This window comes from Aliagarivorans marinus DSM 23064 (assembly GCF_000429485.1).
GTDB lineage: Bacteria > Pseudomonadota > Gammaproteobacteria > Enterobacterales > Celerinatantimonadaceae > Aliagarivorans > Aliagarivorans marinus.
The window spans coordinates 304,369-323,488 of record NZ_KE386909.1; the positions used below are offsets into that span (position 1 = coordinate 304,369).

Sequence of the window (19,120 nt, forward strand, 5' to 3'; positions counted from 1 at the left end):
ATAGTAAGCAGGGCTGAAAGAGTAAGGACAGGGAGCTTTTATGACAGAGAACAAAACCACCCATCCTGATGATGCGAACCTTATCGCAGCGGGTGTGGACGACGAGCAGGTTGAGTCGAATCGTCGCCTCTATACCGGCTCTGCCTTGGTGATAGTGACGGTGTTTGCCGCCGCCTATGCCGCCTTTCATATGCTGGCGCTGAATGGCGTGGGCATTCAGGCCATCACCTTTGGCCTGCTCGACATCGATTTTCTGCCTAACTTCCCGCTGGAAACCTGGAATTTTCGCATCTCGCACGTAGCCGGCGCCTTGGTGCTGGGCTTTTTGATGTTCTCGGCGACATCCTTTAACGAGACCAGCGAGCCTCGCTCTAAGCTGGTGCGCTACTCCGCCTACCCCCTGTTAGCCTGTGCGCTGTTCTCCTTAGGGATGGCAGTCTTTTTTGCTTGGGAGATCGCAGCCGGCAAGATGTGGAATGGCATGGACAAGGGCATCCGCTTTAATGAGATCTGGCTGTTTGGACTACCGCTGTGGATTGCCACCGGCTGCTCGGTGGTGTTGTCGTGGGTCGATAAGCAAAGCCGGCAACGCTTTGCGCCCCATGACTTTGTGCTGGCGGTGGCGGCGCTTGCGGTGGCCACTTATCTCATCACCATCTACGGCACCCTGATGCGCAACTCCACCGGCACGCCGTTTGCGCCGATTGGCATCTCCATGGCGGCGGTGGCGGGCACGGTGCTGATTTTAGAACTGACTCGCAGGTTGACTGGCTTGGCCTTGGTGGTGATTGCCATCGTGTTCTTGGGTTATGTATTTGCCGGGCAGCACCTACCAGGCTTTTTGAATTCGCCGGCGATTACCTGGCAGCGCTTTTTTAGTCAGGTCTATACCGATGCCGGGGTGCTTGGGCCAACCACCGCGGTATCGTCGACCTACATCATCCTGTTTATTATCTTTGCGGCGTTCTTGCAGGCCTCCAAGGTGGGCGAGTACTTTGTGAACTTCGCCTTCGCGGTAGCAGGGCGCGCCCGCGGGGGACCAGCCAAGGTGGCGATCTTCGCCTCGGGACTGATGGGTATGATCAACGGCACTTCAGCCGGTAACGTAGTGGCCACAGGCTCGCTGACCATTCCGCTGATGAAAAAGGTCGGCTACGAGAAGAATACCGCAGGGGCGATTGAAGCTGCCGCCTCGACCGGTGGGCAGATCATGCCGCCGATTATGGGGGCAGGGGCCTTTATCATGGCTGAGGTGACGGGGATTCCCTACACCGAGATTGCGGTGGCGGCGATTATTCCGGCGGTGCTCTACTTTGTCTCCATCTACTTTATGGTGGACTTCGAAGCCGCCAAGATGGGCATGAAAGGGATGCGCGAAGAAGAGCTGCCGAAGGTGGCGGCGATGATCAAACAGATCTACCTGTTTGTTCCCATCCTGATCCTGATTGTGGCGTTGTTTATGGGCTACTCGGTGATTCGAGCTGGCACCTTGGCCACCGCAGCGGCTGCGGTGGTGAGCTGGTTTACTCCCTATCGGATGAACCTACGGCGGATCTTCGATGCCTTCGAGATTGCCGGGCATATGTCGATCCAGATTATCGCCGTGTGTGCCTGCGCCGGGATTATCGTAGGGGTAATCTCACTCACCGGGGTTGGCGCACGCTTCTCCAATGTCTTGCTTAATCTGGCTGCCGCCTCGCAGCTACTGGCGATGTTCTTTGCCATGTGTATCGCCATCTTGTTGGGGATGGGCATGCCCACAACTGCGGCCTATGCGGTTGCCGCCTCGGTGGTGGCACCGGGCTTGATAGATTTGGGCGTTCCATTGCTCACCGCGCACTTCTTTGTGTTCTATTTTGCAGTGGTCTCGGCGATCACCCCACCGGTGGCGTTGGCCTCGTTTGCGGCGGCTGGGATCTCCGGCTCCAACCCGCTGGGCACCTCCATCACCTCGTTTAAGATTGGCATCGCCGCCTTTGTGGTGCCGTTTATGTTCTTCTATAACTCAACCTTGCTGATGGACGGCGACACCGTATCGGTGCTGCGCGCTGGCATTACCGCGGTGTTTGGGATCTTCTTATTAGCCTCTGCGGTGCAGGGCTGGTTTGTCGGCGCTCGCGCTAATCTGCTGATCCGCGGCGTGCTGGTGGTTGCGGCGCTGTTGATGATATCCGGAGGCTTGGTGACCGACCTTATCGGTATTGGTCTGGCAGTGGCGATGTTCCTTGCTCAGCGAGCGTTTAAGCCGCGCGGTGCTAGTACATCCTGACGGGTGGAGCCTAATTGAAGGCCAAGTTACGGGTATAAAAAAAGCGCTGCCTCGGCAGCGCTTTTTGCTGAATGCTTAAAGCATCTTAGAACATCGCAGAGATAGACTCTTCGTTGCTCACGCGGCGAATGGCTTCAGCCAGCATCGGTGCCAGTGATAGCAGCTTCACTTTGTCTAGTTTCTTCATCTCTTCGCTCAGTGGGATAGAGTCGGTGATGATCACTTCGTCCAGCGCTGAGTTACGGATGTTTTCTACGGCGTTGCCAGAGAATACTGGGTGGGTTGCGTAAGCGAATACACGCTTGGCGCCACGCTCTTTAAGGGCAGCCGCTGCCTGACACAGGGTACCGCCGGTATCGATCATGTCATCAACCATAATGCAGTCACGGCCTTCAACGTCACCGATGATGTTCATCACCTGAGCCACGTTGGCGCGTGGACGACGTTTGTCGATGATTGCCAGATCAGCATCGTTTAGCATCTTCGCTACCGCACGGGCACGTACTACGCCGCCGATGTCTGGAGATACCACAACCGGCGCTTCCAGGTCTTTGTCCAGCATGTCTTGCAGCAGCACTGGGCTACCGAAGGCGTTATCTACTGGTACGTCGAAGAAGCCTTGGATCTGCTCGGCGTGCAGGTCAACGGTCAGAACGCGGTCAACACCTACGCTAGACAGGAAGTCTGCAACAACACGTGCAGTAATTGGCACACGGGCACTACGAGGACGACGGTCCTGACGGGCATAACCGAAGTAAGGGATTACCGCAGTAATACGACCAGCTGAGGCACGACGCAACGCGTCTACCATCACAATCAACTCCATGACGTTGTCGTTAGTAGGGGCACAGGTTGATTGGATTACAAAGATGTCGCCGCCGCGTACATTCTCGTTGATTTGTACGCTAATTTCGCCGTCGCTGAAGCGACCTACAGCGATGTCACCAAGGCTGGTGTACAAGCGATCTGCGATACGCTGGGCGAGTTCTGGCGTGGCATTGCCGGCGAAAAGTTTCATGTCTGGCACGATGAAAACCTCAGATTTTTAACAGGTAAAAGAGCGTTGGTCGTAAACAGAATAGTTGAAGCTGGACAAAAGTCAGGCCTTCACTATCCATGCTAATAGGTGGCAAATTCCGCGAGTTGTTTGTGCAGTGGCGAGCGATTAAGCCCTTGGCTGACAAACCCGGCCCAATGTTCAGGGCAGTTTTCGAGCACATCCCGTGCTTGTTGCTCTGAATCGAAGGCTGCAAATACGCAGCTACCGGTTCCGGTCATTTGCGACGGCGCGTATTCTAGCAACCAGCTCAATGCGTTAGCAACCTCGGGATAAAGTTTCGCCACAATATCCTGACAATCATTGTGCCAATTGGCATTTTCTAGCTCGGTCCAGTTACGTTTGGCAGTATCTCTGGGCAGCTCGGGATGGCCAAACACCTCGGCGGTGGAGATATGTGCATCGGGGTGCAGCACCACATACCAAGGCTGGGCAATCTTAACCGGGTAGAGCTTCTCGCCCACGCCTTCGGCAAAGGCCGCCACGCCTTGGATAAAGATGGGTACATCCGCGCCTAAGCGCAGCCCTAGATCCGCTAGCTGCTCCAGACTCAAGCCACACTTCCATAAGCGGTTGAGCACCAGCAGGGTGGTGGCAGCATTGGACGAGCCGCCGCCGATCCCGCCGCCCATCGGCAGTTGCTTTTCCAGCTGGATGTCGGCGCCACACTTAAACAGGCAGTGTTGCTGCAGTAGGCGGGCGGCTTTTACCACCAAGTTGTCTTCCGGGTCGACGTTGTCGATGTTGCTGCTGAGGGTTATCTCGGTGTCTTTGCGCACGGTGAAATAGAGCTGGTCGCAGCAATCGATAAACTGAAATAGGGTTTGCAGCTCGTGGTAGCCATCTTTCCTGCGTCCGCAGATATATAGGAACAGGTTGAGCTTAGCCGGCGACAGCCAGGGGCCACTGGGGACTTGGTTAATCATTTATCTGCCAATCTACAATATTAATCTTGATGGTAATCTCATTGCGTACCAGCTGCATCTGCCGAGGCAGCACTCGTCCGGAGTAATTGGCATAGTTTAGGTAGTCAATCTGCCATTGCTGGGCAATTTGCTGTGCGGCGAGGCGATCAGCGTCATTTAATTGATACAGGTCACTGGCTGGTAAGCCGATTAAGATGCGGGGAAGCTGCTCAACCGGCAGTTGCCAACCGGTCAGGCGCTGCAATAAGGCTTGTGCGTCGTTGCCGCGGTACTCGTTCTTCTTGTCATCTTTGAGCCACACCTGGCCGGGCTGGTAGCGCAGCTCGAACACCTCTACCCCAAGCGGGCCGGTCAGGCGGGTATGGCTTTGCTGCTGATCTTGCTGCCACCACAGGTTGGCCTTTTGGCGTTGCTCGGGGGAAATAAAGGCGATTTGAGCGCGCAGACTCCAGCGCTCCAGCGCTGCCAGTTGCTGCTGGTAGCTATCCCATTGGGTCGACTCTTCGGTAATCGGCGGCGGGGTGGCGCAACTGGCCAGCAGGAGCACGGTGATCAAGATGGGGAAGAAACGCAACTTACTACTCAATGTGAATCCATTTTAAAGGCCAAGTATCCCTGTGTCGCAATCCGTTGACAAGCCCTGCGGGTGTGCGGCTTTCTTTTATTTGACCTCAGATTACCTTACAATTCTTCCGATTTTATGAATAGGCGTTTACGGGTACGTACAGCATCAAGATGAGCTTGCTGGTAATAGGGATCAATCACAACACGGCTTCTGTCGCCCTGCGAGAGCAGGTGGCATTCTCGCCGGAGCAAAGCGCCGAAGCGATGACCTCCTTGGCTGCCAACCAGCAGTTGGAAACGGTGATCGTCTCTACCTGTAATCGCACCGAGATCTACGCCCACCTGCCCAAAGACTACGCCCCAGAACAGCTGGTGGAGTGGTTGGTCGAGCACAAACAGCTCTCCCGTGGCGAGCTGCTCGATAGCATCTATACCTATCAACAGCAGCAAGCCGTCGGGCATTTGATGAGCGTGGCCAGTGGCCTCGACTCGTTGGTGCTGGGCGAGCCGCAGATCTTGGGCCAAGTCAAGCAAGCCTATACCGAAGCCCGCGAGGCTGGCGCAGTCTCCAGCGTGATGGAGCGGCTGTTCCAAAAAGCCTTCTCGGTGGCCAAGCAGGTGCGTACCGAGACCGATATCGGAGCCAATGCCATCTCGGTGGCCTTTGCCGCCGTTACCTTGGCTAAGCAGATCTTTGGTGATCTCAGTGAGTCGTCGGTATTGCTGGTGGGGGCAGGGGAGACCATCGAGCTGGTGGCCAAGCACCTGCGCGACCAAGGTGTAACCAAGCTCAGAGTCGCCAACCGCACCATCGCCCGCGCACGGCTGCTGGCCGATGAGTTCGGTGGCACTGCCATGACCCTTAACGACATTCCTGAGGTGCTGGCCAGCTGCGATATCGTGATCAGCTCCACCGCTAGCCCGCTGCCGATCATCGGTAAAGGGATGGTCGAATCGGCACTGAAGCAGCGCCGTCGTCAGCCGATGTTCCTGGTCGACATTGCGGTGCCGCGCGATATCGAAGCGCAGGTCGATGAGCTGCGTGACGCCTATTTATACTCGGTGGATGACCTACAAGGCATCGTCGAGCAGAACAAAGCCTCGCGCCGTGAAGCGGCCATCGAAGCCGAGGCCATCGTCAATGAACACAGTCAGGCCTTTATTGCTTGGTTGCGTTCTCTGGCCTCAGTCGCTACCATCCGCGACTATCGTAGCCACAGTGAACGAATCCGCGATGACCTGGTTGCCAAGGCGCAAGAAGCCTTAAGCACCGGCAAAGACCCCGAAGCGGTCGTCCGTGAGCTAGCCTTTAAGCTAACCAACAAGCTGATTCACGCCCCTACCGAGGCGATCAATCAAGCTGGTCGTGACGGCAAACATGATGAGCTGGACGTAATCCGTAAAGCCATTGGCCTTCGCAACAAACAGCAGTAGACTTAGCGCCCCCACTGGCGTCCTGACAGAGAGTAATAATGAAAGCGTCGATTATAACCAAGCTCGAAACCCTTGAAGAGCGTTACGAAGAAGTGCAAGCCTTGCTCGGAGAGCCAGAAATTATCTCTGATCAGGACCGCTTCCGCGCCCTGACCAAAGAGTACTCTCAGTTGGAAGAAGTGGTGAAATGCTTTAGCGACTACCGCGAAACTCAAGGCGATCTGGAAGCGGCCAAAGAGATGCTGCAAGACGACGATCCAGAGATGAAAGAGATGGCCCAGATGGAAGTCTCTGAAGCCGAAGAGAAGCTGGTACAGCTGGCCGACGACCTGCAACTGTTGCTACTGCCGCGCGACCCGAACGACTCGCGCAGTGTTTACCTGGAAATTCGTGCCGGAGCTGGCGGCGATGAAGCGGCGATTTTTGCCGGTGACCTGTTCCGCATGTACAGCAAGTACGCCGAATCGCAAAGCTGGAAGATTTCTATTGTTAGCTGCAACGAAAGCGACATGGGCGGCTACAAAGAGCTTATCGCGAAGATCGACGGCGAAGACGTGTTCCGCCTGATGAAGTTCGAATCTGGCGGTCACCGAGTTCAACGTGTACCAGAGACCGAATCTCAGGGCCGTATCCATACCTCGGCCTGTACTGTGGCGGTACTGCCTGAGATCCCAGAGGCGGAGCAGATCGAGATTAACTCGGCCGACCTGCGTATCGATACCTTCCGCGCCTCGGGTGCTGGTGGTCAGCACGTAAACAAAACCGACTCAGCCATTCGTATTACCCACTTGCCATCTGGCGTTGTGGTGGAGTGTCAGGAAGAACGTTCGCAGCACAAAAACCGCGCCAAGGCGATGTCGGTACTGGCTGCGCGCCTGCAAGCGGCTGAAGATGAGAAGCGCCGCGCCGAAGAGACCTCGATGCGCCGTGAGCTGGTGGCCAGTGGTGACCGTAGTGAGCGTATTCGTACCTACAACTACCCGCAGGGCCGCGTCAGCGACCACCGCATCAACCTGACCTTGTACCGCCTGAATGAGGTGATGGAAGGCGAGCTAAACGCACTGCTTGACCCTATCTTGCAAGAATTCCAGGCGGACCAATTGGCGGCCCTGGCTGCCAATGACGAGTAAGCCGTCTATCGCCCAGGCGCAAGCCTGGGCACGCCAACAACTCCAAGGGGGCGAGTCTCCCGCCGTCGACGCCCGAGTGCTACTGCAACACGTACTCGATTGCGAGCAAAGCTACCTGCTTACCTGGCCTGAACGCGAATTAACGCCCGCCCAGTGGCATACTTTTCAACAACTTATCGAACAGCGCCTGCAAGGTCATCCGGTGGCTCACCTAACCGGATTGCGCGAGTTTTGGTCGATGCTGTTGGAGGTAAACCCCACCACCTTGATACCCCGTCCCGATACCGAAGTATTAGTTGAAGAAACGCTAAAGCGAGTCGAGGATCCTGCCGATAGTTCTATTGTGGATCTCGGGACTGGAACCGGGGCCATCGCCCTGGCTTTAGCGAGTGAGTTGCCCAAAGCCAAGGTGTATGCAGGAGAGCTGCAGGCACAGGCGGTTGAGTTGGCAACACGCAACGCTAAACGCCATGGCTTAGAGCGGGTGGATATCCGCCAAGGTTCATGGCTGGCCCCCTTCGCCGGTCTGCAGTTCAACGTTATTGTAAGTAATCCGCCCTATATCGACGCACAGGATGTCCACCTTGGGGAAGGTGATGTGCGCTTCGAGCCCTTAACGGCACTGGTGGCGGAAGAACACGGTCTGGCAGATATTCGTGCGATTATAGCAACGGCACCCGATTATCTGCGCCCCGGAGGCTGGCTACTGTTCGAACATGGCTACCAACAAGCGCAAGCGGTACAAAGTTTGCTGGAAAAAGCTGGGTTTGTTCAGTGCTTTACGAGCCAGGACTATGCCGGATTAGACCGCGTTACAGGTGCTCAGTGGTGGCCCAAGCCCTGAGCTCAATCAGGTGAGGTAGTTATTGTGTTGTTCACTATTCTTGGCATTGAACAAGAGCTGACGGCAAGCGATGGAGCGAAGGCCAAACAGGCGCTACAACGAATGTGGCTGGATTGGATCAAGCTCAACCCGATCCCCGACGATATCACGCAGCGCTTTGAGTTGCTGCGCCGCCTGTTCTATCAAGATATGGGCTTTCGCGGCGACTGGCAGCAGCACTACCAGAGCCAATGTATGCTGCCCACCCAACTGTTCTCAAGCAAAAGTGGCAACGCGACTAGCCTGGCACTGCTGCTGCGCTACTTTGCCGCCAAGTTAGACATTCCCTGCGAGTTCAGCAACTTTCCCGGACAAACCCTGCTGCGCTTCGAATTGGACCTGAAAGTCGTCTACTTCGATCCCTTCAGCAATAAAGAGCTGGGCTATGAGCAGCTTGAATCGCTCTATCGCGGCCACGAAGGCAACGCCGCACGGCTGGAAAATCAAAGCCTGACCACCCTGAACAACAAGCAAATCTCCCAACGCTGGCTGGAAGAGCTTAAGCTGGCTTACCTGCGCGAGTCTAACTATGAGCTAGCGCTGAGAGTGAGTCAGCGCTTACTGGAGATTAAACCCGGCGACCCACACGAAATGCGGGATCGCGGTTTTATCTATCAGCAGTTAGAATGTAACAGCGTTGCGGTCAACGACTTTGAATATTTTATAGAGCAGTGCCCGGATGATCCGCTATCGAAGCTGTTAAAAGCGCAGATAAGCTCTCTGGATTCCAGCCCTGCCACCTTACATTAAGAGATAAGCTATGCAGCAAGTCATTACTATTGGCGACATCAAGGTCGCCAACGATGCCCCTTTTACCCTGTTCGCTGGCATGAACGTGCTGGAGTCGCGCGATCTGGCGATGCAGATTGCCGAGCACTATGTGGAAGTTACCAACAAACTGGGCATCCCCTACGTATTCAAGGCCTCGTTCGACAAAGCTAACCGTTCGTCGATCCACTCATACCGTGGCCCGGGCCTGGAAGAGGGCATGAAGATCTTCGAAGAGCTGAAAGCCACCTTCGGCATGCCAATCATCACCGACGTACACGAAGTTGCCCAAGCCGCTCCAGTGGCCGAGGTGGTTGATGTGATTCAGTTGCCTGCCTTCTTGGCGCGTCAAACTGATCTGGTGGAAGCGATGGCGCGCACCGGCGCAGTTATCAACGTGAAAAAGCCACAGTTCTTAAGCCCGCACCAAATGGGCAATATCGTGGATAAGTTCAAAGAGTGCGGTAATGACCAGATCATCCTGTGTGATCGCGGAACAAACTTCGGCTACGACAACCTGGTGGTAGACATGCTGGGTATGGGCGTAATGAAGAAAGTAAGCGGCGGCGCGCCAGTTATCTTCGATGTGACCCACGCGCTGCAGTGTCGCGATCCGCTGGGTGCGGCCTCGGGTGGCCGCCGTGATCAGGTGGTGGATCTGGCCCGCGCCGGTATGGCGACTGGCTTGGCAGGTCTGTTCTTGGAAGCTCACCCAGACCCAGATAACGCCAAGTGTGACGGCCCAAGTGCGCTGCCACTGAGCAAGTTGGAGCCCTTCCTTAAGCAGATCAAAGCACTGGACGATATGGTGAAGTCCTTCGACGATCTGGACACGGCAAACTATTAAACGCGCATAGGATCGCTGTCGAGGCGAGTGGCTGCATCAAGAGACGGCTGGTCGGCTCAATCCGGTCCAAACTAACAAAAGCGCTATTTTACTTGGTCAGGGGCGAAGTGGGTGTTCCACTTCGCCCTTGCTCTTGCTAGGGTAGTGCCAAGACCATTCAAGCTTTTAGGGATTTAGCGGAGATATATGTATCAACTTCCATTTAAAGGGCTGTTCATTGCCTTGGTCATGCTGGGGCTAGCAGGCTGTACATTAACTGGACAAGAAGAATCTCCGCCGGTGGTACTCGCAACGCCTCTGCAGGTTAATCAGCAATCGGAAGTGGCGCTGGCGCGACTGGGCCAGATGCTCAACTCGGGCGAGTATGACCAGGAGGAAACCGCTCAGCTTTACTACGAGCGCGCGCTGGTGTTTGACCGGGTCGGTCTGCGCTCACTGGCGCGGCTCGATTTTAATCGCGCCCTGCAGCTTAAGCCCGACTTTGCCGAGGTGTATAACTTCCTCGGTGTCTACTTTATCTTGCAAGAAGACTTCGAGTCGGCCTTTGAATCTTTTGATTCGGCCATCGAGCTTTACCCCGATTACGGCTTTGCCTACTTCTATCGCTCGGTCGCGCTGAGCTATGCGATGAAACCGCAACTGGCCCTGACCGATATCGACACCTACGCTGAGCAAGACCTCGGCGACCCCTACCGGGTGCTATGGCGCTATCTGATTCACCGTGATGTGGATGATGCGGCGGCCTTAGAGCAGCTACAAAGCAGCCTGCGCGCCTTCCAAACCGACGACTGGGGCTGGCAGATTGTGGCGATGTACGCCGGTGAGCTAACCCAAACCGAGTTCTTGGAGCTGGCAGCGATGATGGGCGGCGACAACCGCCAGTTGGCAGAGCGCCTGTGTGAAGCCTACTTCTACTTGGCCAAGCAAGCGCAACGTGCCCAGCAGTATGATTTGGCGGCCAGCTACTTCAAGCTGTCACTGGCCAATAATGTGTTCGACTTTGTTGAGCATCGCTTAGCGCTGTTGGAGCTGTACCGCTACGAGCAAAACCTGCTGGAAAACGCTGGCTGAAGGTTCATCACTGAATAGCCTCCTCGTTCGGAGGCTTTTTTCAAGCTATTGCAAACTCAACGCGGCGAGCACCGCCCGGTGGTCGCCACCAATTTCCTCTAAGGCCTCTGCCTGATTGGCGCGAAAATCTTCGCCGAACAATACATGATCGATACGCGTGCCGTGCCATGAGGTGTACTTGGTATAGTTCACCGCACTGCCGGCTTGGTCGATGGCATTGCCAAAGCCGCTAAAGAATTCGCCATACAGCGGGTCTTGCTCGCTCATATTAAAATCACCACCGACAATCACAGGCTGATTCTGCTTGGCCCAACTTGATAGAAACGAGGCTTGCAGGCGGCGCTTCTCGTGGTGTGAGCTGGCCATCTGTGGGTCGGGGCTGAGGTTTAGCAGGGTCTCCAACACCGGGCGCGGGGTGGCCAGGTGAACGTTGGCAAGATTAACTATCTGGTCTTGCCATTGGATCTGGTACATCGCGGCAAAGTGGCCCCATTCTGCCTCGGCATTAAGGTGCAGCAAGCCGGTGTGCTCTAGCGGGTAGCGGCTGGCCACACACTTCCAGAAATGGCAGTGGGTGAACCACTCATCGCCAAAGGCGCGCTTGGTAAAGCTTTCTCCGGCTTCTTGCAGCAGCACCACATCGGCATCATGCCAGTCCACCAAGTCTTTAAGGAAGGGTGCGAAGGAGCCTTGACCGGCATTAAAGGTGATCACCCGCAGCTGCGGAGAGCCGGGGCTGGGAAAGGAAAGCTGTAGGTCCTGAAAGCGGATAATCACCGCCAGACTCAACACGCTAAGAATACGTGCCGGCGGCTTGAGTTTGACAATCAGCAGCAGCGCCAATAGTGCTGGTAGCAGCCAAATCCAGCGCGGGCCATAGACCAGCGCATAGCTAATCACGATGCCGGGCAGCAGATCGGGCAGCCAGCCTTGAATCAGAATCAGTAGTGCAATCAGCACCGAACCAGACATGGCGAGGCGCGCAAGCAGCTTGAGCATAGCGTTATCCTTAACATCGCTCAGAGAAACAAAAAGGTGGCCATCAGCCACCTTTCAAACTCTATAGCAAAACGCGCTTGCTGTTAATCCATCGCTGGTGATGGCCGATCGTGTTTAGGCTGCTCTTGTTGAGAATGCAGCTTTGCCAATTGCTCACTCACAAAGCCCGGGCTATGGGTATGGCGTGCCAGCAGTTGGTAGATAGCTGGGATCACCACCAAGGTCACCACGGTGGAGAAGGCCATACCGAACAGGATAACCACACCCACTGCCATCCGGCTCTCTGCGCCTGCACCGGTGCTGAGCAGCAGCGGGATCGAACCGGCGATGGTGGTAAAGGCGGTCATCAGAATCGGCCGCAGGCGGCGCGATGAAGCTTGCACAATCGCCTCATTAAAGTCGATACCACGGTCGCGCAACTGGTTGGCGTATTCCACAATCAAGATGCCGTTCTTGGTCACCATGCCGATCAGCATTAGCATGCCGATCTGGCTGTAGATATTCAGGCTCTCGCCCATAATCATCAACCCGGCCAGGCCACCGAGCAGCCCCATCGGTACGGTGAACATCACCACCAGTGGGTTGATAAAGCTCTCGAACTGGGCTGCCAATACCAAGTAAGCCACCAGTAGTGCTAAGCCAAACACCAATACGGTGTTGCTCTGATTATCACGGAAGTCCTTGGACTCGCCGTTGTAGTCGATGCTGATATCGTTGGGCAGCATCTCCACGGCCAGTGCTTCCAAGCCATCCAGCGCTTGACCTAGGGTATGACCGCTGGCCACATTGCCTTTTAGGGTGATTGCCCGCTGTTTGTTAAGGCGCTCAAGGCGGCGCGAGCTGGCCACTTCTTCTACTTGGGCAACGCTGTCTAAGGTCAGCAGGGTGCCGTTGTTGGCGCGCAGGTAGATCTTGCTCAGGTCATTGGCGTTGTTGAAGTTGCGCTCCGAGCCGCGCAGGTACACATCGTACTCCTCGCCGCGGTCCACATAGGTGGTCTCGGTGCGACCGCCCAGCATCACCTCTAAGGTGGTGGAGACTTCGCTAATACTTACCCCCAGCTCGGCGGCGCGGGCACGGTCGATACTCACTACCAACTCGGGGGTTTTCTCGGAATAGCTTAGCTCCAGGCTTTCAATGGCTGGTAGCTGCTCGGCCTCCAGCATCAGCTTCTCCGCCCACTCGTTGATCCGGCTGTAGTCTGGTCCGCCCAATACAAACTGGATCGCCTCGCTGGAGCCACCTCGAAAGCCCGGTGGCAATACCCTAAAGAAGATATCCGGCATGCCGGTGAGCTGCTTGTTCAGCATCGCCATGGCTTGTTGGGCGCTCATGGTGCGCTGAGTCCAATCCTCCAGCTGCACAATGATAAAGCCGGTGTTATCGCCGGCGCGGCCACCAAAGGCGGGCGCCTGCATATTGAACGAGCGGATAACCCCTTGGCCAAGTAGTGGCATCAGCCGCTGCTCCACCGCTTCCATATTGTGGTTCATACGATCGTAAGAGGTACCCTCGGCGCCTTTTACAAAGATAAACACCACGCCGCGGTCTTCTTCCGGGGCCAGCTGGGCGGGGACTTGCTGCGCCAGATAGGCACTTCCCACGATGCACAGCACCAGAATACTCGGCGCCAGGGTCTTCCAGCCAATCACCCAACGCAGCAGACGCTGGTAGCGCGGTAGCAGCCAGGCGAAGGCTTTGTCCACCGCCGACGTGATGGGGTTGGGGCGCGATTTGCCTTTCAGCAGCTTGCTGCCCAGCACCGGTGTGAGGGTAAGCGCTATCAGTGAGGAGAACAGCACCGCCACCGAGAGCAATACGGCAAACTCGGTAAAGATCTTACCCACCATGCCATCCATGTAGGCAATCGGCAGGAACACCATCACCAGCACTAAGGTGGTGGCAATTACTGCAAAGCCCACCTCGCGGGTGCCGTAGTAGGCGGCCAGCAGCGGCGGCTGGCCCTGCTCGATATGGTGATAGATGTTCTCCACCACTACGATGGCATCGTCCACCACCAAACCAATCGCCAGAATCAGCGCCATTAAGGTAATAAGGTTGACCGAGAAGCCAAAGCTTTGCGCGGCGATAAAGGCGGCAATCAGTGATACCGGCACGGTGACCGCCGGGATCAGGGTGATGCGCGCTTGGCCCAAGAAGACATAGAGGATTAGCACCACCAGTGCGCCGGTCATCGCCAGGGTTTGATAGACCTCGGTCACCGCCTGTTCGATAAACACCGTGGAGTCGTAATCGATGTACAGCTCAGTGCCCGCAGGCAGGAACTCTTGGAAGTTCTCCACCTCTTGGGTGATGTCTTTGGCCACATCCAGCGGGTTGGCGTCGAGCTGGGTAACGATCCCCAAACTTAAGTTAAGGATGCCATCGCTTTTGTAGGTGGAGTTCTCGTTCTCGGCACCGACAAAGATCCGCGCTACATCGCGCAGGTAGATCGGTTGGCGGCCATCGTTATTAATCTGCAGGTATTCAAAGTCGACGCTTTGGTTGTACAGGCGATCGGTACGCACCGACATCGAGGTAGCGTCGTTGCGGATCTCGCCACCGGGCTGCTCGATGTTCTCGCGATTCAGGGCGCTGACGATATCGCTAGGGGTAATGCCTCGGCCAGCCATCTGGATGGGGTCCAGCTCCACATACATCACTTGGTTAAGCGCGCCGCTTAGCTCCACCGAGCTGACCCCGCTGACCAGACTTAAGCGGTCAATCAGGATACGGTTGGCGTAATCGGTCAGCTCCTGGCGATCGAGTAGGGTGGAGTTGAGGTTCAGGTAAATCGAGGGCTCACCGCTGCCGTTGTCTTTGGACACCACGGGGTTGTCGGCTTGATCCGGCAGGCGGTTCTGCGCCCGCGCGACCGCGTCACGTACATCGCTCAGGCCCTCGGTCAGCGGATAATCCATCTCAAAGGTCACGGTGGTGCGCGACATACCGGGGCGAGAGGTGGACTCTAGCTTATCGATGCCGGAGATACCGGTGAGCTGATCTTCAATCACCGAGGTGATCTGGCTGTCGATAATGCTCGCGGCCACGCCGCTGTAGCGGGTGGTAATGGTGACCACCGGGTTTTCCACATCGGGCATCTCCCGAACCGGCAGTTGGCTAAACGAGACCAAGCCAAACACACACAGCAGCAGGCTGAGTACGATGGCAACAACCGGGCGTTTAACCGAAATATCGGAAAGCAGCATTAGCCTCGCGCTCCTTGTGCTGGGCGTTGGCGCTCGCTTGGCTCGCCTTCAGCGGCTAGTGCCAAGTCGTCGACCTTCGCGCCATCACGGATATTCACCAAGCCTTGCACCACAATCCGCTCGCCGCCTTGCAGGCCTTGTTGAATAAGTACCGCGTTGTCAATCCGCTGGCCCAGTTCCACCTCGGTGCGTAACGCAGTCTGCTGCTGGTCAATCACATACACATAGCGGCGGGTACCCGAGTACTCAATTGCTTGCACCGGCACCATCGGTTGCTCGGCGGTGGGGAGCGCCAGCGTAGCAGAGAGCAGCATACCCGGTTTGAGAAGCTGCTCTGGGTTATCAAAGGCAATACGTACGCGCAGGTTCAGGCTGTCGCTGTCGACGCGTGGGTCGATGGCTTGCAGCTCGCCGCTAAAGTGGCGGCCTGGCCATGCACTGCTGGTAGCCTGAATCGGCATACCGATATGTAGTTGGCTCAGGTAGCGCTCGGGGACGTTGAGGTCGAGGTGCAGTTTGGACAGGTCATCGAAGCTCAGCAGCCCTTGGTTGGCATTAACCAAGCTGCCTTCGCTGATATCAATCAGGCCAATCACGCCATCGAAGGGCGCACGCAGGCTATAGTCTTCAAGCTCGGCTTGAGCTACATCCAAACGCGCCAGGGCAATATCAGTTGCGGCTTTTTGGGCATCATATTCCGCTTGCGAGATCGCTTTACGGCTTAGCAGCAACTGGTATTCCCCCAGCTTACGTTGTTCGTCTTGGTGGAAGGCGCGCGCCTCATTGAGCTGAGCCATCGCCTTGGTGGCATCCAACTGAATCAACAGCTCGCCTTTTTGGGCGCTCTGATTCGATGTGAGCGGCAGCGCTTCGACCTTGGCATTCACCTCAGCGGCAATCTCCACCGAACGGGCCGCATCAAGCGTGCCGATCAGGTTGAGCTGCTGGTTGAGTTGGTGGCTTTGCACCTCTTCGGTCAGCACATTGAGTACCCGCGCTTGACGACGCTGCGGCGCAGCCTCAGAGTCGGCGTTGTACCAAAGTAAGGCAATAAGTGAGAGCGCCAGAACTGGCGGGATGGCAAATCGTAACCACATAGTTTGAACCGCTTAAAGTGAATGCTGGAGTATTGTACTTGGGTGGCGGGGTTGGTGCTGTCAAGAATTGTAAAGAAGTGAAAATGTCATGTAGTTGTGGGCAGTTAGCTGTGCTGGCTGTTTGGTTTTGTGTGTGTTGATGGGGGGATTGGGGTTTATTTTTCTTTGGTGTTGTTGGTCTGCGTTTCGCCCTGACGGCGACCTACTTTCTCTTTGCTTTGGCCAAAGAGAAAGTAGGCAAAGAGAAAGGCAACCTCGGGGCTGCTTGCTTACTGCGTTCCGCACTCCAGGCGGGCCCGAATTGAACTCGCTTCGCTCAGACAGCAATTCGACCTTATCCGCCCTACGCTTCCGGTACTCGTCGCAGCCCAGAGGGACCGGGGAGATCGCTGCATGGACCTATGAAGCGATCTCCCCGTTACGAGTTACAACCTTTCAGTTACTATTTTGAACAGACAGCCCTCTGATAGTATTCCTTAGTACCATTGATGAAGGATTAAACAGTTAAGGCACGAGGAATAGCAGATAAATTTTACCATATACACTTGTTTTCAAGCTGAGGCAGCTAGATAAAGTTTACTATTGATAAGCTAGCTACCAAAATGAAAATGAAGTCTGGCGAGTTTGAGGATTTCACTTAATCTATAACCAATTATGTAATAACATGCTTTCCCAATTATAAGTTATTGCATTGAATTCAAGAGGTTAGCGATGAGCTTGCACACGAATCTTAGAGGTCGACTTAGAAATACCTCTTTGCCAAGGAATCACGGCTTGATGCCTGTTTTTGAAGCGGTTGTTAATTCTATTCATTCTATTGAAGAAAAAGGCAACATAGACCAAGGCAAAATCACTCTAACCATTATTCGTGAACCACAAGAGGAGATGGATATTGGTGGTGGGTCTTGTGCGCCTATTCTTGGGTTCAAGGTCGCAGACAATGGCTGTGGCTTCAACAACGTAAACTTTAACTCCTTCCAGACCTTAGACTCTGATCACAAGATAGATAAAGGGTGTCGTGGTGTTGGTCGCTTACTGTGGCTTAAGGCATTTGACCAAGTAAGTGTATCAAGCATTTTTTCTGAGCAAGGAAACTTTAGCCACCGTGAGTTCGCATTTAACAGTAGCAACGGCGTACATGGCGATAAGGTTACGTCATCAGGGCAGAATCAAACTGGCTCTGTAATAACACTTGATGATTTTGATAAGGCGTATAGAAAAGCAGTCCCATCAGGTACTGCAACAATTGCCAATGCGTTGCTAGAGCACTGTTTGTGGTACTTTGTTCGTGAAGGTGGTGTGCCTCAGATCTTTGTTGAAGATGGTTCAGAATCCGTCAGTCTATATCAGTTGTTTGATACTCACATGCACTCACAAGCTGCGCATGAACAGATTGAAATTATTGGTGAGACGTTTGAGCTTACACACATTAAGTTTAGGGCTTCGGTTAACAAGAAGCACCAACTGTCTTTATGTGCTGCTAACCGCTTGGTAAAAGAAGAGGGGATTCAAGGCAAACTTCCTGGTCTTTATCAGAAAATTTCTGATGACTCTGGAGAGTTTGTTTATACCTGTTACGTATCGTCTAAGTTCTTGGATGACAACGTTCGGGCAGAACGAACGTCATTTGAAATAGCGGAAAGCTTTGATGGTCTCTTTGCTGACCAAGAACTTTCACTAAAGGTAATTCGTGAAGATGTTCTTAAGAGAGCACAGGCTTACCTAGAAGATGTCTTAGAAAAGAATATCTCTGCGGGTAAGCGTAGAGTTGATGAGTACATCGTGACCCAAGCTCCTCGTTATCGTCCAATTACCAACTACATCGAAGAAAAAGACCTGATTATTGATCCAGATAAGTCTGATAAAGATGTTGAGTTACATCTTCATGAGCAGTGGTATGCAGTAGAACGTCAGTTACTGTGCGAAGGTCAGCAAATCATGACTCCGAAGTGCAATGAGCAAGCGGAAGAGTATGAAGAACGTGTTCAGAGCTATTTACAAAAAGTAGAAGACTTGAAAAAGTCTGACCTAGCTAACTACGTATCGCATCGTAAAGTGATTATCGATTTACTAGAAAAGTCTATCAAGCGTACTTCTGATGGTAAGTATGCCAAAGAAGAAATCATCCATGAGCTAATCATGCCGATGAGGAAAGACTCGAGTGAAGTCTTCTTAGACTCTTGTAACCTATGGCTAGTTGATGAGCGACTAGCATTTCACAACTATCTAGCATCCGATAAACCTCTTTCTACTATGCCTATAGTAGATACTGACAGCGGTAAAGAACCCGATTTACTAGCGATGAAAATCTACGATAATCCAATGTTAGTATCGGATAACAAGTCGATGCCGCTTGCTTCAATCACTGTGGTCGAAGTAAAACGCCCGATGCGTAATGATGTTAAGGCTGGAGAAGATAAGGACCCTATTGAGCAAGCACTTGGATACCTAGAGCGAGTGAGAAATGGTGAAACGAAAACACCCCAAGGTCGTCCTATTCCACATGCTAGTGACATTCCGGGTTATTGCTATGTTATTGCTGACCTCACTCCATCTTTGCTTAAGAGATGTAAGATGCTAGACCTGCAAGTCACTCATGACCATCTAGGCTACTTCGGTTACAACAAAGGATTTAAAGCATATATCGAAGTTATTTCGTTTGACCGTTTAGTTAACATGGCGAAAGAGCGCAATAAGGCATTCTTCGACAAGCTTGGCTTACCAATGAGTTAGCAATTTCCTGAGCTGAAAAGAGGACGATCCAAGTTAATGGTACCTTAAAACAGCAGCTCCAGATGCGCTTATTTATTAACAGTTACGATTGACAACGAATGCGATAGCTCTGAGCTATCTCATTTCTGCCAAC

Annotated in this window: 14 protein-coding genes; 8 read left to right on the forward strand and 6 right to left on the reverse strand. The window is 54.2% G+C overall.

Going from position 1 to position 19,120, the window contains the following annotated elements:
• Positions 1–40: 40 nt before the first annotated feature.
• Complete coding sequence (locus tag G461_RS0121070) at positions 41–2,269, forward strand: TRAP transporter permease (RefSeq protein WP_026973323.1); 2,229 nt, start codon at positions 41–43, stop codon at positions 2,267–2,269.
• Positions 2,270–2,354: 85 nt separating this feature from the next.
• Here G461_RS0121070 and G461_RS0121075 read toward each other — a convergent pair whose 3' ends face one another.
• From G461_RS0121075 to lolB, 3 genes are all read right to left on the reverse strand, one after another.
• Positions 2,355–3,296: a ribose-phosphate pyrophosphokinase gene (locus tag G461_RS0121075; protein WP_026960669.1), complete on the reverse strand. Its 942-nt coding sequence runs from the start codon at positions 3,294–3,296 to the stop codon at positions 2,355–2,357.
• 92 nt (positions 3,297–3,388) lie between these two features.
• Positions 3,389–4,252, reverse strand: coding sequence for a 4-(cytidine 5'-diphospho)-2-C-methyl-D-erythritol kinase (ispE, locus tag G461_RS0121080; protein ID WP_026973324.1), 864 nt, complete (start codon positions 4,250–4,252; stop codon positions 3,389–3,391).
• A complete protein-coding gene (gene lolB, locus G461_RS0121085; protein WP_026973325.1) occupies positions 4,245–4,838 on the reverse strand; it encodes a lipoprotein insertase outer membrane protein LolB in 594 nt (197 codons plus the stop codon). The genes ispE and lolB overlap by 8 nt, the downstream gene beginning before the upstream one ends.
• Positions 4,839–4,987: 149 nt before the next feature.
• Here lolB and hemA point away from each other — a divergent pair, with 149 nt between their 5' ends.
• The 6 genes from hemA (at position 4,988) to nlpI (ending at position 10,949) form a co-directional block, all read left to right on the forward strand.
• Complete coding sequence (gene hemA, locus G461_RS0121090) at positions 4,988–6,250, forward strand: glutamyl-tRNA reductase (protein WP_026973326.1); 1,263 nt, start codon at positions 4,988–4,990, stop codon at positions 6,248–6,250.
• 38 nt (positions 6,251–6,288) lie between these two features.
• A complete protein-coding gene (gene prfA / locus G461_RS0121095) occupies positions 6,289–7,380 on the forward strand; it encodes a peptide chain release factor 1 (protein WP_026960665.1) in 1,092 nt (363 codons plus the stop codon).
• Complete coding sequence (prmC, locus tag G461_RS0121100; protein ID WP_035480965.1) at positions 7,370–8,224, forward strand: peptide chain release factor N(5)-glutamine methyltransferase; 855 nt, start codon at positions 7,370–7,372, stop codon at positions 8,222–8,224. The genes prfA and prmC overlap by 11 nt, the downstream gene beginning before the upstream one ends.
• A 24-nt stretch (positions 8,225–8,248) precedes the next feature.
• On the forward strand, positions 8,249–9,013 hold the full coding sequence (locus tag G461_RS25105) for a SirB1 family protein (RefSeq protein WP_051333745.1): 765 nt from the start codon (positions 8,249–8,251) through the stop codon (positions 9,011–9,013).
• Positions 9,014–9,023: 10 nt separating this feature from the next.
• Positions 9,024–9,878 (forward strand): 3-deoxy-8-phosphooctulonate synthase, encoded by an 855-nt coding sequence (kdsA, locus tag G461_RS0121110; protein WP_026973328.1) that lies wholly within the window; start codon positions 9,024–9,026, stop codon positions 9,876–9,878.
• Between the two features lie 186 nt (positions 9,879–10,064).
• The gene (nlpI, locus tag G461_RS0121115) at positions 10,065–10,949 is read left to right on the forward strand and encodes a lipoprotein NlpI (protein WP_051326900.1); all 885 of its coding nucleotides are present in this window, start codon (positions 10,065–10,067) and stop codon (positions 10,947–10,949) included.
• 45 nt (positions 10,950–10,994) lie between these two features.
• Here the strand turns inward: nlpI and G461_RS0121120 are convergent, their stop codons facing one another.
• The 3 genes from G461_RS0121120 to G461_RS0121130 form a co-directional block, all read right to left on the reverse strand.
• Positions 10,995–11,948 carry an endonuclease/exonuclease/phosphatase family protein gene (locus G461_RS0121120; protein WP_026973329.1) on the reverse strand — a complete coding sequence of 318 codons (954 nt, stop codon included), beginning with the start codon at positions 11,946–11,948 and terminating at the stop codon, positions 10,995–10,997.
• 83 nt (positions 11,949–12,031) lie between these two features.
• Entirely contained in the window at positions 12,032–15,157 is a 3,126-nt protein-coding gene (locus G461_RS0121125) for an efflux RND transporter permease subunit (protein WP_026973330.1), read from the reverse strand.
• Positions 15,157–16,254, reverse strand: coding sequence for an efflux RND transporter periplasmic adaptor subunit (locus tag G461_RS0121130; protein ID WP_026973331.1), 1,098 nt, complete (start codon positions 16,252–16,254; stop codon positions 15,157–15,159). The genes G461_RS0121125 and G461_RS0121130 overlap by 1 nt, the downstream gene beginning before the upstream one ends.
• Before the next feature lie 777 nt (positions 16,255–17,031).
• Here G461_RS0121130 and G461_RS0121135 point away from each other — a divergent pair.
• Entirely contained in the window at positions 17,032–18,987 is a 1,956-nt protein-coding gene (locus tag G461_RS0121135) for an ATP-binding protein (RefSeq protein WP_084429436.1), read from the forward strand.
• The last annotated feature ends 133 nt before the right edge of the window (positions 18,988–19,120 follow it).

Excerpts from the sequence above, each read along its gene's own strand:
- prmC (WP_035480965.1), top strand. The coding sequence starts at position 7,370 with ATGACGAGTAAGCCGTCTATCGCCCAGGCGCAAGCCTGGGCACGCCAA.
- ispE (WP_026973324.1), bottom strand. The coding sequence starts at position 4,252 with ATGATTAACCAAGTCCCCAGTGGCCCCTGGCTGTCGCCGGCTAAGCTC.
- G461_RS0121070 (WP_026973323.1), top strand. The coding sequence starts at position 41 with ATGACAGAGAACAAAACCACCCATCCTGATGATGCGAACCTTATCGCA.
- G461_RS0121120 (WP_026973329.1), bottom strand. The coding sequence starts at position 11,948 with ATGCTCAAGCTGCTTGCGCGCCTCGCCATGTCTGGTTCGGTGCTGATT.
- kdsA (WP_026973328.1), top strand. The coding sequence starts at position 9,024 with ATGCAGCAAGTCATTACTATTGGCGACATCAAGGTCGCCAACGATGCC.
- G461_RS0121130 (WP_026973331.1), bottom strand. The coding sequence starts at position 16,254 with ATGTGGTTACGATTTGCCATCCCGCCAGTTCTGGCGCTCTCACTTATT.
- nlpI (WP_051326900.1), top strand. The coding sequence starts at position 10,065 with ATGTATCAACTTCCATTTAAAGGGCTGTTCATTGCCTTGGTCATGCTG.
- G461_RS0121125 (WP_026973330.1), bottom strand. The coding sequence starts at position 15,157 with ATGCTGCTTTCCGATATTTCGGTTAAACGCCCGGTTGTTGCCATCGTA.
- G461_RS0121135 (WP_084429436.1), top strand. The coding sequence starts at position 17,032 with ATGCCTGTTTTTGAAGCGGTTGTTAATTCTATTCATTCTATTGAAGAA.
- prfA (WP_026960665.1), top strand. The coding sequence starts at position 6,289 with ATGAAAGCGTCGATTATAACCAAGCTCGAAACCCTTGAAGAGCGTTAC.
- hemA (WP_026973326.1), top strand. The coding sequence starts at position 4,988 with ATGAGCTTGCTGGTAATAGGGATCAATCACAACACGGCTTCTGTCGCC.